We start from the raw sequence: 13,873 nt of genomic DNA on the forward strand, positions 1-13,873 counted from the left end.
CTTAACGAATGTTGATAATTGCATCAAAGAGCGTACTGGCAGTCTGTAACACCTGCGCATTGGCCAGGTAATACTGCTGATAACGCTGCAAATTGCCATACTCTTCGTCGAGGTTTACCCCAGAGATGGTCTGCTGCTGCTTGATTAACTGAGTTTCCACATTGGCTTTCGTCTGGCTGCTCACCTTCAGTGACGCCGTCGTGCTCCCTACGGTACTGACGAGAGAGGCATACGCATCGTTGAAGGTTTTGTTGCCACCGACCACTTTGCCGTTTTGCAGATCAAGCATTTTTTGGCCATTACGGTTGTCGCTCTCACCGCCATTCTGCACCGCAGCCATGGCCAGTTTGGACTCGTCGCTGATGGCCAGATCCATGTTCATAATGACGTTGGCAACTGGCTTCACGGTAAAGCTGTCTTTGGTGTTTGCCGTGCCGCTCACATTGACCTTAAGTCCATCAAACGCCAGATTACCGCTGGCGTCCGGGCTCATCGTAAAGCTGGTTTTGTCTGATGTACGGGTGACCGTCCAGTCAGTGCCATTAAACTGCAGGGTATAATCTGTCGCCTGGACTTGTTTACTGTCCGTCACAGACGCCGTGACAACGGCAGAACCGCCGTTTTTGCTGTTGGACAGCACCGCCGGAGAACCGAAGTCGAACAGCTTGCCGCCAGCATCACCGTTAGCATCAAAACCGGCTTCATGCTGGGTGTTCATCGCATCGGCAAAGGCCAGCGCCATCTGGTTCAGACTGTTACGGGCTTTATCCAGATCTTCCGCACGGAAGGTCAGTAAACCGCCTAAAGAGCCGTTGGTGATAAACTTTTCCGGGATCTCAATGTTCCCGGCCACGTCATCGACATAGGCGATGGTGGTACGCGCCGGATCGGCGCTGGACTTCACGGCCGCCAGCTGGCTCGCTTTGCTCCCCTGCACCAGGGTGTACCCGTTGCCGAGAGAGATATTAAACGTACCGCTATCCTGTACCGAGACTTCCACGCCCACGATTTTGTTGAGCTCAGTCACGAGCTGGTCGCGCTGGTCAAGCAGGTCGTTAGGGGACGCGCCCGCGCCTACGCCGGTCAGACGAGAAATCTGATCGTTCAGATTGGCAATCTGTGCCGCATAGTTGTTGATCTGTGAAACGCTGCTCGAGATGGCGGTATTCACCTGCGCATCCTGGTCGCGAAGATACTGATCGTTGGTTTTGAACTGATTCACCAGACCACCCGCTTTACCCAGCACCGTCTGACGTGCCGCCGGGTCTTCCGCGTTGCTCACCAGCGTTTGCAGGCTCTTGAAGAAGTCCTGCAACGTGGTGGAGAGCGAGTTGGTCGTATCGGAGAGCACATCGTCGATTTTTGACATCTGCTGATAGCGCGTCGTCAGACCGCTGCTTTGCGTCTGTGCGGCGCGCAGCTGGTTGGTAATGAAAGCGTCATACTCACGCTGGACACCGGAGACATAAACCCCGTTACCCACCCAGCCACCGCCGGTCAGCGTGCTGTTAGATGCGCCCAGCACCGTGGTCTGGCGGGTATAGCCGGCCACGTTATAGCTTGAAATATTATTACTGACGGTATTGAGTGCCGCCTGTGCAGCACTGAGGCCACTCATGGCGCTGTTAATCAAACTGGACATGGGGGTTCCTTTTATACGTTCAGACACAAGTCCTGATGAAGGTTATCGGCAACCTCCACCGGGACTTGAGAACTTTCAGAACAGATTTTCAATATCTGTGCTATAGGCTTTGCTGACCTTCTCGCCCATGGATTTCAGCTGCTGGATCATGCTGGTGAGCTTACGGGCATAGTTCGGATCGGTCGCGTAGCCGGCGTTTTGTAAGGCCTGCGCCCCCTGCTCCGCCGTCGCCGCCTGCGTCACAGCGGTATAGCGCGGATTTCGGCTCAGCAGCCCCACGTAATCGGACAAGGCTTCCAGATACGAGCTGTAGACGCGGAATTTTGCTTTGACCTTCACCGCGGCGCCGTTCTCGTATTCGGTAGTCGTGATCTCCGTTGTCGGCCCCTTCCAGCTGGCGGTGGCTTTGACACCAAAGATGTTGAAGCTTGGGTCGCCGTTTTCCTTACGGATCTGGCGCTGCCCCCAGCCCGACTCCAGCGCAGCCTGAGCCAGAATCAGGTGATGCGGCACACCGCTCTGTTCACTGGCAAGGCGCGCAGGCAGCGAAAGCTGCGCCAGGAAGTCTTTGCTGTCACCGGAGAGCGGCTCATCATTACTGCTCGTGGCTTTGGGTATGGCCTTGCGCACCATTTGCGTCAGGGCCTGGTTCTGATAGCTGGTCACCGTTTGCAGGTCGAACTTCATCGGCACCTGCTGCGGCTGCTCCTCAGGCTGAATGCCCTGCGCGGCTTCGGTCTGTTTCACAATCATGTCAGCCAGACCGAGGCCTTTACCGGCGGTCATCTGCTGCGCAATCTGCTGGTCATACATGCTGGTGTACAGACGCGTTGAATCACTGCTGAACATCCCGTCTTTCGGCAGGGTTTCACGCATGCTTTTCAGCATCATCTGGACAAACATCCCTTCCACCTGGCGGGCGACCGGGCGGATATTCGCCGCCGGGTCTTTCCCTGCTTTGGTTTTCAGTTCGTTAAGCGACTGGGCATCCCAGGCGGCACTGGTCAACAGTTTGCTATCGGTCAGCATCAGATGATTTCCAGTTTGGCGCGCAGACAGCCCGCGCTTTGCATGGATTGCAGAATGGACATCAGATCCATCGGCGTTGCCCCCAGGGCGTTCAGGGCGCGGACCACGCTGTTCAGGTTGGCGCTGGAGCGAACGCTCTGCAGCGATCCACCGCTCTGACGCATATCAATCTGCGTTTGCGGTGTTACCACCGTCTGACCACCGCCAAATGGCGTATCAGGCTGGCTGACATTTGCCGAGCGGTTGACCGTCACAGAGAGGTTACCCTGGGCAACGGCGCAACTGTCCAGCGACACTTCCCGGTTCATCACCACCGAGCCCGTACGGGAGTTGATGATCACCTTCGCATCCTGTACCGGAACGTTGACTTCCATATTCTGGATATCGGCCAGCATGCGCACCTGGTTGCTGTTGCCCGTAGAGGTACGGATCTGCACGGTACGCGCATCGAGAGCCGTTGCATTGCCGTAACCGCGGTTGCGGTTGATGGTATCGGCAATTTGCTGCGCCATCGTGAAGTCTTCATTATTAAGCTGCAGGTTGATGGTGTTGCCCGAGCCAAACTGGGTAGGCAATTCACGCTCAATGATCGCACCGTTGGTGATACGCCCACCGTTCAGCTGGTTCACCTGCACGCTGCTTCCCCCTGCGGATGCCCCTGCACCGCCGACGAGAATATTGCCCTGCGCGAGCGCATAGACCTGGCTGTCAACACCCTTCAGCGGGGTCATCAGCAGCGTGCCGCCGCGCAGGCTTTTGGCGTTACCCATGGAGGAGACGACCACGTCAATGGTCTGCCCCTGACGCGCAAACGCCGGGTAGGAGGCGGTGACCATTACCGCAGCCACGTTTTTCAACTGCATGTTGGTTCCCGCCGGCACGGTAATGCCGAGCTGGGAAAGCATGTTGTTCAGGCTTTGAGTGGTGAATGGCGTCTGGGTTGTCTGGTCACCGGTACCATCCAGACCGACCACCAGGCCATAGCCAATCAGCGAGTTTTCGCGCACGCCCTGGACACTGGTGAGATCGCGAATACGGTCAGCCTGGGCAAACGTAGCCACCAGCGCCAGCGCCACGGCGAAGATCGATTTAAACATGGGTCACCTCGCTTACATTGGCGATAAGTTAAGGAAGAAGCGCTGCAGCCAACCCATATTTTGCGCTTCATTGATATAGCCGTTACCGACGTACTCAATGCGCGCATCGGCCACCTGGGTGGACGGAACGGTGTTGCTGCCGCTGATGGTGCGAGGGTTAACCACGCCTGAGAAGCGAATGAATTCAGTGCCCTGGTTAATGGCGATCTGTTTTTCACCCACAACGTGTAAGTTGCCGTTAACCAGCACCTGGTCAACCGTGACCGTCAGCGTGCCGCTGAAGGTGTTGCTGGCGTTCGCGCCACCTTTACCGTTAAAGGTATTGCCGCCAGAGGCATCGACATCTGCTCGCGCGTTGCCGAACAGTCCCTGCAGGTAGCGCGGGACAGTATCGAAGCCAAAATTCGTTTTGCCATCGCGGCTGGCATTCGCCGACGAGCTCTTGCTCGCGCTGACGTTTTCCTGCAGCACAATGGTCAGGGTATCGCCGACGTTACGCGGGCGGCGATCTTCAAACAGCGGCTGATAACCGTAATTAATCGGCTGCGCGGTCTGGAAAATAGAGCCGTTGACAACTGGCGCGGGGCCAGGAACGGGTTGGGCAGTCGTCGCACCCTGGACCAATGGTTTAGACGGGATCCAGGCACATCCGCTAAGGGAGACGGCCAGAACAGTCAGAATCGGATAACGAAACGCCGCGTTTTTTTGCATTGCCTTCATCTTCGAAAACAGGGAGGAGTGCGGCGTTTACCGCACCGGGCTACACCTTAGAGTTGCGTCAGTTTCTGCAGCATCTGGTCGGTCGTCGACACTGCTTTACTGTTAATTTCATACGCGCGCTGGACCTGGATCATATTCACCAGCTCTTCCGCCACGTTCACGTTGGACGTTTCTACATAGCCCTGGTAGAGCAGGCCCGCGCCGTTCAGACCCGGGGTGCTCTCATTCGGCGTACCGGAGGATTGCGTTTCGGTGTAGAGGTTCTCACCAATGCTTTCCAGGCCGGTATCGTTCATGAAGGTGGTCAGGTTGAGTTGTCCCACCTGAACAGGCGCGGCCTGTCCCTGCTGGGTCACGCTGACCACGCCGTCACGGCCGATGGTGATGCTCAGGGCGTTTGCCGGGATGGTAATCGCAGGCTGAACCTGGAAACCGCCCGCCGTGACCAGCTGACCGTTCTGATCGACCTGGAACGAGCCGTCGCGTGTATAGGCAGAGGTCCCGTCAGGCAGCTGTACCTGGAAGAAGCCCTGGCCTTTGATCGCCACATCTTTACTGTTGTTGGTCTGAGACAGGTTGCCCTGGCTGTGCAGACGCTCGGTGGCCACTGGACGAACACCGGTACCGATCTGCAGACCCGATGGCAGCGTCGTCTGTTCAGAAGACTGCGCACCCGGCTGGCGGATGGTTTGATAAAGCAAATCTTCGAAAACGGCGCGCTGACGCTTGAAACCATTGGTGCTCACGTTTGCCAGGTTGTTGGCAATCACGTCCATATTGGTTTGCTGGGCGTCGAGGCCAGTTTTCGCGATCCATAAAGAACTGATCATAAGGAGTCCTGTTAACTCATAGCCAGAAGTTGGTTAGCCTTGCCCGCGTTTTCATCCACGCTGCTGATGATTTTCATCTGCATTTCAAAACGACGGGCGCTGGCGATCATGTCGGTCATGGCCTCAACCGGCTTGACGTTACTGCCTTCCAGAACGCCGGACATCACGCGGATGCTCGGGTCGGCCTGTAACGTGGCACCACGCGTCGCCTGCGCCGCCTGGGTCAGACGGAACATGCCGTCGTCGCCACGCTGCACCTCTTTGCCTTCCGCTTTAACCAGTTTCAGACGTCCGACAGGTGCAACGGTATTGGCCGGATCGCCCGGGTTCAGCGCCGAAATGGTGCCGTCCGCGGCGATGGTCAGCTCAGAACCTTCCGGCACGGTCAGCGGACCCGCTTCCCCCATCACCGGATGCCCCTGAATCGTCAACTGCCCCGTCGCGCTCACCTGGATATTCCCGTTACGGGTATAGCCTTCGCCGCCGTCCGCCGTTTGCACCGCCAGCCAGCCGTCCTGCTGCAGGGCAACGTCCAGCGGGCGCGAGGTGTAGTCCATCTGCCCTGGCGTCATATCGGCGCCAGGAGTAGAGGCCGTGACCAGCGTACGGGTCGGCAGAGACAATCCTTCCACCGGCACCGCGCGCAGCGCATTGAGCTGCGCGCGAAAGCCCGGCGTAGAGGCGTTTGCCAGGTTGCTGGCGGTAACAGCCTGCTGATTGAGCGTCTGACTTGCCGCGCCCATCGCGGTATATATTGCGTGATCCATTGCGCTTTCCTGTTAGCCGCTTAACGCAGGTTAACCAGCGTGTTGAGGATCTGATCCTGGGTTTTGATGGTCTGCGCGTTCGACTGATAGTTACGCTGCGCGACAATCATGTTCACCAGTTCTTTACTCATATCCACGTTGGATGCTTCCAGCGCGCCGTTGGTCAGCTTGCCGAAGTTACCGGTGCCTGCCGTACCCAGCAGCGCCACGCCGGAGGACTGGGTAGCCGACCAGACGTTATCGCCTTCAGATTTCAGACCTTCGTTGTTGGCGAAGTTAGCCAGCACGATCTGACCCAGAACCTGAGTCTGTTCGTTGGAGTAGTTACCGACCACGGTGCCATCGTCGTTGATCTGATAGCTCACCAGGTCACCCGGCTTGTAGCCGTTCTGATTGGTTGCCACCACGCTGTTGGCGCCGGTGTTCTGGTGCATGGAGTTCTGGAAACTCAGGGAGAAGGTCGCCGCCGTCGCCCCGCCGACAGAGCCGGTGGTGATGTTAATGGCCGGCGTGGCGTTTGGCGTGGCGCTCAGTACACCCGCAGCGTTGTAGTTGTAAACGCCTGCCAGGTTACCGTTGGCATCGAAGTTCATCTGCGCTGCTTTCGTCGCGGTAGAACCCGCTACGCTGCCGTCCTGCGTGTAAAGATCCCATTTGTTGTTGGCTGTCTTCACGTAGTAGACATACATGTTATGGGCGTTACCCTGGCTGTCGAAGACGGTCACGGTCCCTTTTTTGTTATAGGTATCCGGGTTGGTCGCATCGAACGGGGCAGTTTGCACAGGATCGGTGGAGTTGAGGTTGATCTGCTGTGAGGCGGTGGTGGTGGCTTTCGCCGACATCAGCGTATTCGGAATGGTGATAGCCTGAGGGTTCGCACCCGTCTGAATCGTCGGTGGGGTACCCGCTGCCGGGTAGCCTGTCACCTGCATGCCCTGCATGTTGACCAGCGTACGGTTTTCGTCCAGCTTGAACTGACCGTTACGGCTGTAGAACACTGAACCGTTGGAATCAACCATACGGAAGAAACCGTTCTGGCTGATAGCAACGTCCAGACCACGACCGGTGTTGGTGGTGGTACCGTCGGTAAAGTCCTGAGTGATGCCCGCCACTTTAACGCCCAGGCCTACTTTAGAACCGGCAAACATATCTGCAAAGGAAGCAGAACCGGATTTAAAACCATAGGTCGCGGAGTTGGCGATGTTGTTGCCAATGACATCCAGGTTGGTGGCCGCAGCATTCAGGCCGCTGACCGCTTGAGAAAAGGCCATGACTTACTCCTGATAAGTGTTAAGGCTTAGATAATCTGCCGAACTTCGTCGAGTGTGGTGGTACCAGAGGTACCCAAATCCAGTTTGTTGCCGTCGCTCCCCTTAATCACGCCCTGGACCAGCGCGAACTGCAGCGGCTGCGCCACCAGCTGGGTTGTCCCTTTGCTGGCGCTGATTGCCACTTTGTAGGAACCGTTTGGCGCTTTGGTGCCGTCGGTGAGGGTGCCATCCCAGGTAAAGGTGTGAACGCCCGCCTTCAGTTCACCAATGTCGATGGTGCGAACCACGGCACCGGTTGCGTCGGTGATCGTCGCGGTCACCTTGTCAGCCGGCTGCTGCAGCTCAACGCCAAACGGCGTGGTCGTCGTTGTGGCATTGCCATCGGTGGTGCTGGTGCCCGCCAGGATCGTGGTTCCCGGGATCATCACCCCATGACCAATCAGGCTTGCCGCCTGCAGAGACTGGGCGCTGTTAATCTGTCCGGAGACAGAACCGAGGGTGGTGTTGAGTTTCTCAATGCCGCTCACGGTACTGATCTGCGCAAGCTGCGTGGTCAGTTCGTTGTTCTGCATTGGGTTAGTGGGATCCTGGTTCTTCAGCTGAGCCACCAGCAGCGTCAGAAAGCTGCCCTGAAGATCGGCGGCGTTACTCCCCGTCAGGGAGTTAGAACCTGTCGAACTTTTGGTGTTACTGACACCCGAGTTCGTAGGATCATTCACATTTACGGCGATGGACATGCATGTCTCCTTTACTGGCCGAGAGTGAGTGTTTTGAGCATCATGCTCTTCACGGTATTAAGCACTTCGACGTTGGCCTGGTAGCTACGGGAAGCCGACATGGAGTTCACCATCTCACCCACCACATCCACGTTGGGCATTTTCACGTATCCGTTGGCATCCGCGAGCGGGTTACCTGGCTCATATACCAGCCTGTCCGGGGCCTGGCTCTCGACCACATCAGCAACCTTCACGCCGCCCGTCGCCGCGCCTGGCGCAGCATCGACCTGAAAGACAACCTGTTTGGCACGATAAGGTTGTCCGTCAGGTCCGGTTACGCTGTCCGCATTCGCCAGGTTACTGGCGGCCACGTTCAGACGTTTGGACTGAGCGGTTAACGCCGAGCCGGCGATATCAAAAATATTCAGCAACGCCATCTATCAGTTACCCCCCTGCAGGACGTTCATCATACCTTTGATTTGTCCGCCGAGTACGGTCAGGCCCGTCTGGTATTTCAGGCTGTTATCGGCAAACTGCGTGCGCTCCCGGTCCATATCCACGGTGTTACCGTCGAGTGAAGGCTGATCGGGGATGCGATAAAGTAAATCGGTCGTTGGCGCGGTCATCGCCTGAGCAGGAATATGGCGAGAGGAAGTCATGGCGAGTGCAACACCCGTTCCTTCGGCACGTCCACGCTCCATCACTTTTTTGAGTTCACTGGAAAAATCAATATCGCGCGCCTGATACCCCGGGGTATCGGCGTTAGCGATGTTGGCGGCTAAAATCTCCTGCCGCTGGGCGCGTAAATTGAGCGCTTCCTGCTGAAAACGTAACGCGGCGTCGAGTTTATCGAGCATGTCTCCTCCGCTGATGGCAAAATTTCAGTTCACAGCTTAAATCTCACCCGGTCTCCCCTATCGACGGAATAAGCGCAAAATGCGTCGCTATTTATTCCGTTGATGCAAAACCACTGCAGGTAGAATTTGTTCAACTCTGGAAACGGTGGAACTGACGATGCAAACGTTAAAACGTGGTCTGGTGGCGACTCTCTTGCTCTTAAGCCCCCTGGTGCAGGCTGACGGTCTGCAGGATCGGCTCACGGCTTATTTTGCGGAAAAACTGGCAGGCTTTAGTGATGACGTCACCGTCAGCGTGCGCACGCCACCGAATCTGTACCCGACGTGTGACAAGCCGTCATTCAGCGTGGTGGGGTTCACAAAGCTGTGGGGAAATGTGAACGTACTGGCACGTTGCGCCAACGAAAAACGCTATTTACAGGTTGCAGTTCAGGCGACGGGCAATTATGTTGTTGCCGCCGTGCCCATTGCGCGCGGCAGCGTACTGCAAACAAACAGCGTGACGCTGAAACGTGGCCGTCTCGATCAACTGCCGCCACGAACCATGCTGGATATTAACCAGGCACAGGACGCCGTCAGCCTGCGCGACGTCGCCCCGGGTCAGCCGATACAGATCTCGATGCTGCGTCAGGCATGGCGGGTCAAAGCCGGTCAACAGGTCATGGTCGTGGCCAACGGAGATGGCTTTCGTATCAACAGTGAAGGCAAAGCGTTGAACAATGCCGCGGTAGCGCAAAACGCCCGCGTCAGAATGTCCTCAGGCCAGGTGGTTAGCGGAACCGTCGATTCTGATGGGAATATTCTGATTAACCTATAATCTTTTTAAAGATTTCGCTGCGCGTGCCGATAAATATTCAACTAATGATGATGTCAGGCGCAAACGCCGCGAACCCTCGATGAGGACAACACTATGAGCATTGATCGTACATCAGCCCTGAAGCCGGTAAGCGCTGTACAACCTCGCGAAACGAATGACGCGTCCCCTCAGAAGACGCGTCTGGAAAAACCGTCAACCTCCAACAGCACCAGCGTAACCCTGAGCGATGCGCAGGCAAAACTGATGCAGCCAGGCAGCAACGACATCAATATGGAACGTGTTGAAGCGCTGAAAACGGCTATTCGTAACGGTGAACTGAAAATGGACACCAGCAAAATCGCTGATGCCCTGATTCAGGAAGCACAGAGTTTCTTACAGAGTAACTAACCGTATGAGTCGACTGTCAGAAATACTGGATCAAATGACGGTTGTCCTGAACGACCTGAAAACGGTAATGGACGCTGAGCAACAGCATCTCTCTTCCGGTCACATCAACGGCAGCGCGTTGCAGCGTATTACTGAAGATAAAAGTTCGCTTCTGGCGACGCTGGATTATCTGGAGCAACAACGCCGCGCTGAGCAAGATCCTAAGCGCAGCGCCAATGACGATATTGTTGAGCGCTGGCAGACCATTACAGAAAAAACCCAGCATCTGCGCGATCTTAATCAGCATAACGGCTGGCTGCTGGAAGGTCAGATTGAGCGTAACCAGCAGGCGCTTGAGGTGCTGAAACCGCATAAAGAGACCGGATTGTACGGTGCGGATGGCCAGACGGCGACGGCGCGTATTGCGGGTGTTAAAAAGATTTCGATTTGAAGCATAAGCGACAAATCATGCAATGGGGAGCACCCTAAGGTGAACTCCCCTTTTGGCGTTTATGCCGTACGGCGGGCAAACTCTTTCACTTTGAAACCCAACACGGCGAGCGTGGCAAAGTAAGCCACCACCCCAACGCCAACCACGGCCATCAGCCGCATCAGACGGTAAGGCATGGTGCCCAGGGACCACTCCGGCATGATGGACATCATGCCCATTAACGCAGCAGACATCACCAGTACCGCAACGATCAGACGCACGAGGAAACTCGCCCAGCCTGGCTGCGGCGTGAAAATATCCTGCTTGCGCAGCTGCCAGTACAACAGCCCGGCATTCAGACAGGCTGCCAGACCAATCGATAATGACAGACCTGCATGCTTCAGGGGACCAATAAACGCCAGGTTCATCAGCTGCGTCATAATCAGCGTCACGATGGCAATTTTCACCGGCGTTTTGATGTCCTGACGCGAATAGAAGCCCGGCGCCAGTACCTTGACGACGATAAGCCCCATCAATCCGACCGAATAGGCAATCAGTGCCCGCTGGGTCATGGCGGCGTCAAACGCGGTGAATTTCCCGTACTGGAAGAGCGACACCGTGAGCGGTTTGGCCAGAATACCCAGCGCCACTGCGCTTGGCAGGGCCAGCAGGAAACAGAGACGTAACCCCCAGTCCATCAGGCGGCAGTATTCATCATGATTACCGCTGGCAAAACTCTTCGACAGCGACGGCAGAAGAATGGTCCCCAGCGCCACGCCCAGCACTCCGGACGGAAACTCCATCAGCCGGTCCGCGTAGTACATCCAGGAAACCGAGCCGGAGACCAGGAAAGAGGCAAAAATGGTGTTGATGATAAGCGAGATCTGGCTGACGGAGACGCCAAGAATGGCGGGCCCCATCTGCTTAATGACGCGCATCGCCCCGGCATCTTTAAGATTGATGCGCGGCAGCACCAGCATGCCAATTTTTTTCAGATGCGGCAGCTGATACGCCAGCTGCAGCACGCCACCCACGGTGACCGCCCACGCCAGCGCCAGCACCGGCGGGTTGAAATGCGGCGCGGCGAACAGGGCAAAACCGATCATGCTGACGTTAAGAAACGTCGGCGCAAACGCCGGAACGGAGAAGCGGTTCCAGGTGTTCAGGATCGCCCCCACCAGCGAGGCCAGCGAGATCAATAAAATATAGGGGAAGGTAATGCGCAGCAGCTGCGTGGTCAGGGCGAATTTATCGGCCGTATCGGCAAAACCGGGTGCGGTTACCATTATCACCCAGGGCGCGGCCAGCATCCCGAGCACGGTCACCACGGCGAGGGCCAGCGTCAGCAGTCCGGAGACATACGACACAAATACGCGCGTCGCGTCTTCACCCTGTTTGCTTTTATATTCCGCCAGGATGGGAACGAACGCCTGGGAAAATGCCCCTTCAGCAAAAATACGACGCAGCAGGTTCGGCAATTTAAACGCGACGAAAAAGGCGTCCGTTGCCATCCCTGCACCAAAGACCCTTGCCACAATCGCATCACGCGCAAAACCGAGTACGCGTGAGAACATGGTCATCGAGCTGACGGCTGCCAGCGATTTTAATAAGTTCATTAACGTGAATTTCCAGAACCATACGGATGTGTAGGCCGGGTAAGCGTAAGCGCCACCCGGCAAAGCCAACAAGCGGCGCTTAGTCTAACCGGATTTCAACGAATTACTATCCGCAGATGTTACCGCGAGTTATTCACTCATGGCTTCGCGCCACAGCCGTTCCACAATGCGCTGCGCCAGAATGGCCTGTTCGCCGGAGGTTTCAGGAACCGTCTGATTTTGCACGCAGGTGATAAAGTGGCGGGCACAACCGGTGAAACCGCGCTGCTCAAGGGTACTCTGCCAGCCCGGGACCGGCTGCATCACCACGCCGCTGCCCTTCTCTTCCCGCCATTCGCGCATGTCGGTAACGTCGTACAGTGCGCCGTCGGTGACGGCCTGAACGCTCTCGCGCTGGCTGCCCGCACGACGGTGCATGCTGGTCGTTATCTGCAGATGCTCAATCGCGAAATGATGTTCGGCATAGACCATCTCACCCTGTTCGTTCGTCAGGAGCGTCCCACTTTGCAGTTGCGCCTGGCTACCGGCGAGCCACAGCGCCGTGTCCACCACGTGCAGATAGTCATCCAGCAGCGTAAAGCGCAAATCGTTTGGCCCAATGCTGTCGGTGCGGTGTTTATCCATGCGCAGCGAGGCGAAGCTGCCGGACTGCGCCTTTAATTGCTGGTAAAGCGGGGCGAAACGGCGGTTGAAACCGACCATCAGCGTCAGGTTTTTACGCGCCGCCAGCTCAATCAGCCGTTCGGCATCCTGTACATTTTCAGCGAGCGGTTTATCCACGCAGACGTGGACGCCTGCATTAAGGAGCTCACTCACGACCTGATAATGGGTTGCCGTTGAGGTGTGAACAAAGACCGCATCGCACTCGCGGGCCAGATCCAAAAGAGAGTTTGCATACGGCATGCGCCAGGTTTCGCAGATACGTTCTGCCTTTTCCCGGCTGGGTGACCACGCCCCTTGCAGAGTCCAGTCCGTCGCCGCGCCTAATACCGGAAGCCAGGCCTTTTGCGCGATCCCCCCCAACCCAACCACGCCTATACGTAATTTTTTCACTATTAATCTCCCAGATGAGCCAGAAGTGCATCCAGACGCTGTTTCAGTCCAGCGACCTCGTCTTCCAGCGCCGCCACGCGGGCCACCAAATCGTCGTCACCCACAGTGATATCGGGGGTAATCGATTTATCTGAAATATCAATTTCACCACTGAAGAGATGCATATAGCGGCTTTCACGTTTACCCGGCTCGCGTGCCAGACGCACCACGTAAGGGCCATCTTCACGTGAGGCCAGCCCTTCCAGGACCTGTTCAACTTCCTGCATATCCGCGAACTCATGCATACGGGAGGCACGCGTGCGCAGTTCACCCGGCGTTTGCGCCCCGCGCAGCAGCAGCGTGGTGATGACCGCCACTTCCGCACTGCTCAGCTTCAGGTCGCCAAATTCAGAGTTACAAAAGCGCTGTTCGTATTTGGTCACGCGGTTACCAAAACCGCTGACGGTGCGCAGATAATGGCGTTTTACCAGCGCATCCAGCACGTCCTGAACCTCATGCTCGCTGAGGTTCAGGACCGGCTCGCGGTTCGTCTTCTGGTTGCAGGCCATGGTCACGGCGTTGACGGAGAGCGGATACTGCTCCGGGGTGGTGACCTGTTTTTCGAGCAAGCACCCAATCACGCGCGCTTCTGTAGCGTTTAGCTGATACTTCATCTTTTCTCC

General features: G+C 56.6%; 16 protein-coding genes. 3 read left to right on the forward strand and 13 right to left on the reverse strand.

Translation table 11 applies throughout. The features are described from left to right. Window position 1 precedes the first annotated feature (1 nt). The 10 genes from flgK to flgB form a co-directional block, all read right to left on the reverse strand. Window positions 2–1,642 carry a flagellar hook-associated protein FlgK gene (gene flgK, locus LDK53_RS02135; RefSeq protein WP_025755823.1) on the reverse strand — a complete coding sequence of 547 codons (1,641 nt, stop codon included), beginning with the start codon at window positions 1,640–1,642 and terminating at the stop codon, window positions 2–4. 75 nt (window positions 1,643–1,717) lie between these two features. Beyond that, on the reverse strand, window positions 1,718–2,671 hold the full coding sequence (gene flgJ / locus LDK53_RS02140; protein WP_045285001.1) for a flagellar assembly peptidoglycan hydrolase FlgJ: 954 nt from the start codon (window positions 2,669–2,671) through the stop codon (window positions 1,718–1,720). After that, window positions 2,671–3,768: a flagellar basal body P-ring protein FlgI gene (locus LDK53_RS02145; RefSeq protein WP_025755825.1), complete on the reverse strand. Its 1,098-nt coding sequence runs from the start codon at window positions 3,766–3,768 to the stop codon at window positions 2,671–2,673. Before LDK53_RS02145 ends, flgJ begins: the two co-directional genes overlap by 1 nt. A gap of 12 nt (window positions 3,769–3,780) precedes the next feature. Continuing rightward, the gene (gene flgH / locus LDK53_RS02150; protein ID WP_025755826.1) at window positions 3,781–4,479 is read right to left on the reverse strand and encodes a flagellar basal body L-ring protein FlgH; all 699 of its coding nucleotides are present in this window, start codon (window positions 4,477–4,479) and stop codon (window positions 3,781–3,783) included. 56 nt (window positions 4,480–4,535) lie between these two features. After that, on the reverse strand, window positions 4,536–5,318 hold the full coding sequence (gene flgG / locus LDK53_RS02155) for a flagellar basal-body rod protein FlgG (protein WP_008500810.1): 783 nt from the start codon (window positions 5,316–5,318) through the stop codon (window positions 4,536–4,538). 11 nt (window positions 5,319–5,329) lie between these two features. Beyond that, the gene (locus tag LDK53_RS02160; protein WP_025755827.1) at window positions 5,330–6,085 is read right to left on the reverse strand and encodes a flagellar basal body rod protein FlgF; all 756 of its coding nucleotides are present in this window, start codon (window positions 6,083–6,085) and stop codon (window positions 5,330–5,332) included. Between the two features lie 20 nt (window positions 6,086–6,105). Beyond that, window positions 6,106–7,356, reverse strand: coding sequence for a flagellar hook protein FlgE (gene flgE, locus LDK53_RS02165; protein ID WP_225283891.1), 1,251 nt, complete (start codon window positions 7,354–7,356; stop codon window positions 6,106–6,108). 26 nt (window positions 7,357–7,382) lie between these two features. Beyond that, window positions 7,383–8,093, reverse strand: a complete 711-nt coding sequence (gene flgD, locus LDK53_RS02170) for a flagellar hook assembly protein FlgD (RefSeq protein ID WP_025755829.1) — start codon at window positions 8,091–8,093, stop codon at window positions 7,383–7,385. 11 nt (window positions 8,094–8,104) lie between these two features. Beyond that, the gene (gene flgC / locus LDK53_RS02175; RefSeq protein WP_025755830.1) at window positions 8,105–8,509 is read right to left on the reverse strand and encodes a flagellar basal body rod protein FlgC; all 405 of its coding nucleotides are present in this window, start codon (window positions 8,507–8,509) and stop codon (window positions 8,105–8,107) included. 3 nt (window positions 8,510–8,512) lie between these two features. Next, window positions 8,513–8,929 (reverse strand): flagellar basal body rod protein FlgB, encoded by a 417-nt coding sequence (flgB, locus tag LDK53_RS02180; protein WP_025755831.1) that lies wholly within the window; start codon window positions 8,927–8,929, stop codon window positions 8,513–8,515. A gap of 157 nt (window positions 8,930–9,086) precedes the next feature. Between flgB and flgA the strand changes: the two genes are divergently transcribed. The 3 genes from flgA to flgN all read left to right on the forward strand — a co-directional run bounded on the left by flgA (window position 9,087) and on the right by flgN (window position 10,563). Further along, the gene (gene flgA, locus LDK53_RS02185) at window positions 9,087–9,746 is read left to right on the forward strand and encodes a flagellar basal body P-ring formation chaperone FlgA (RefSeq protein ID WP_225283893.1); all 660 of its coding nucleotides are present in this window, start codon (window positions 9,087–9,089) and stop codon (window positions 9,744–9,746) included. 93 nt (window positions 9,747–9,839) lie between these two features. Continuing rightward, entirely contained in the window at window positions 9,840–10,133 is a 294-nt protein-coding gene (flgM, locus tag LDK53_RS02190; protein WP_045285005.1) for a flagellar biosynthesis anti-sigma factor FlgM, read from the forward strand. Between the two features lie 4 nt (window positions 10,134–10,137). Then, the gene (gene flgN / locus LDK53_RS02195; protein ID WP_025755834.1) at window positions 10,138–10,563 is read left to right on the forward strand and encodes a flagella biosynthesis chaperone FlgN; all 426 of its coding nucleotides are present in this window, start codon (window positions 10,138–10,140) and stop codon (window positions 10,561–10,563) included. A 59-nt stretch (window positions 10,564–10,622) separates the two neighbouring features. Here flgN and murJ read toward each other — a convergent pair whose 3' ends face one another. From murJ to LDK53_RS02210, 3 genes are all read right to left on the reverse strand, one after another. Further along, window positions 10,623–12,158: a murein biosynthesis integral membrane protein MurJ gene (murJ, locus tag LDK53_RS02200; RefSeq protein ID WP_225283903.1), complete on the reverse strand. Its 1,536-nt coding sequence runs from the start codon at window positions 12,156–12,158 to the stop codon at window positions 10,623–10,625. A 129-nt stretch (window positions 12,159–12,287) separates the two neighbouring features. Beyond that, window positions 12,288–13,211 (reverse strand): Gfo/Idh/MocA family protein, encoded by a 924-nt coding sequence (locus LDK53_RS02205; protein WP_225283905.1) that lies wholly within the window; start codon window positions 13,209–13,211, stop codon window positions 12,288–12,290. 2 nt (window positions 13,212–13,213) lie between these two features. After that, the gene (locus tag LDK53_RS02210; protein WP_059385702.1) at window positions 13,214–13,864 is read right to left on the reverse strand and encodes a YceH family protein; all 651 of its coding nucleotides are present in this window, start codon (window positions 13,862–13,864) and stop codon (window positions 13,214–13,216) included. Window positions 13,865–13,873 lie beyond the last annotated feature (9 nt).

Origin of the sequence: Enterobacter sp. K16B, from assembly GCF_020216105.1 — a bacterium.
GTDB lineage: Bacteria > Pseudomonadota > Gammaproteobacteria > Enterobacterales > Enterobacteriaceae > Enterobacter > Enterobacter sichuanensis.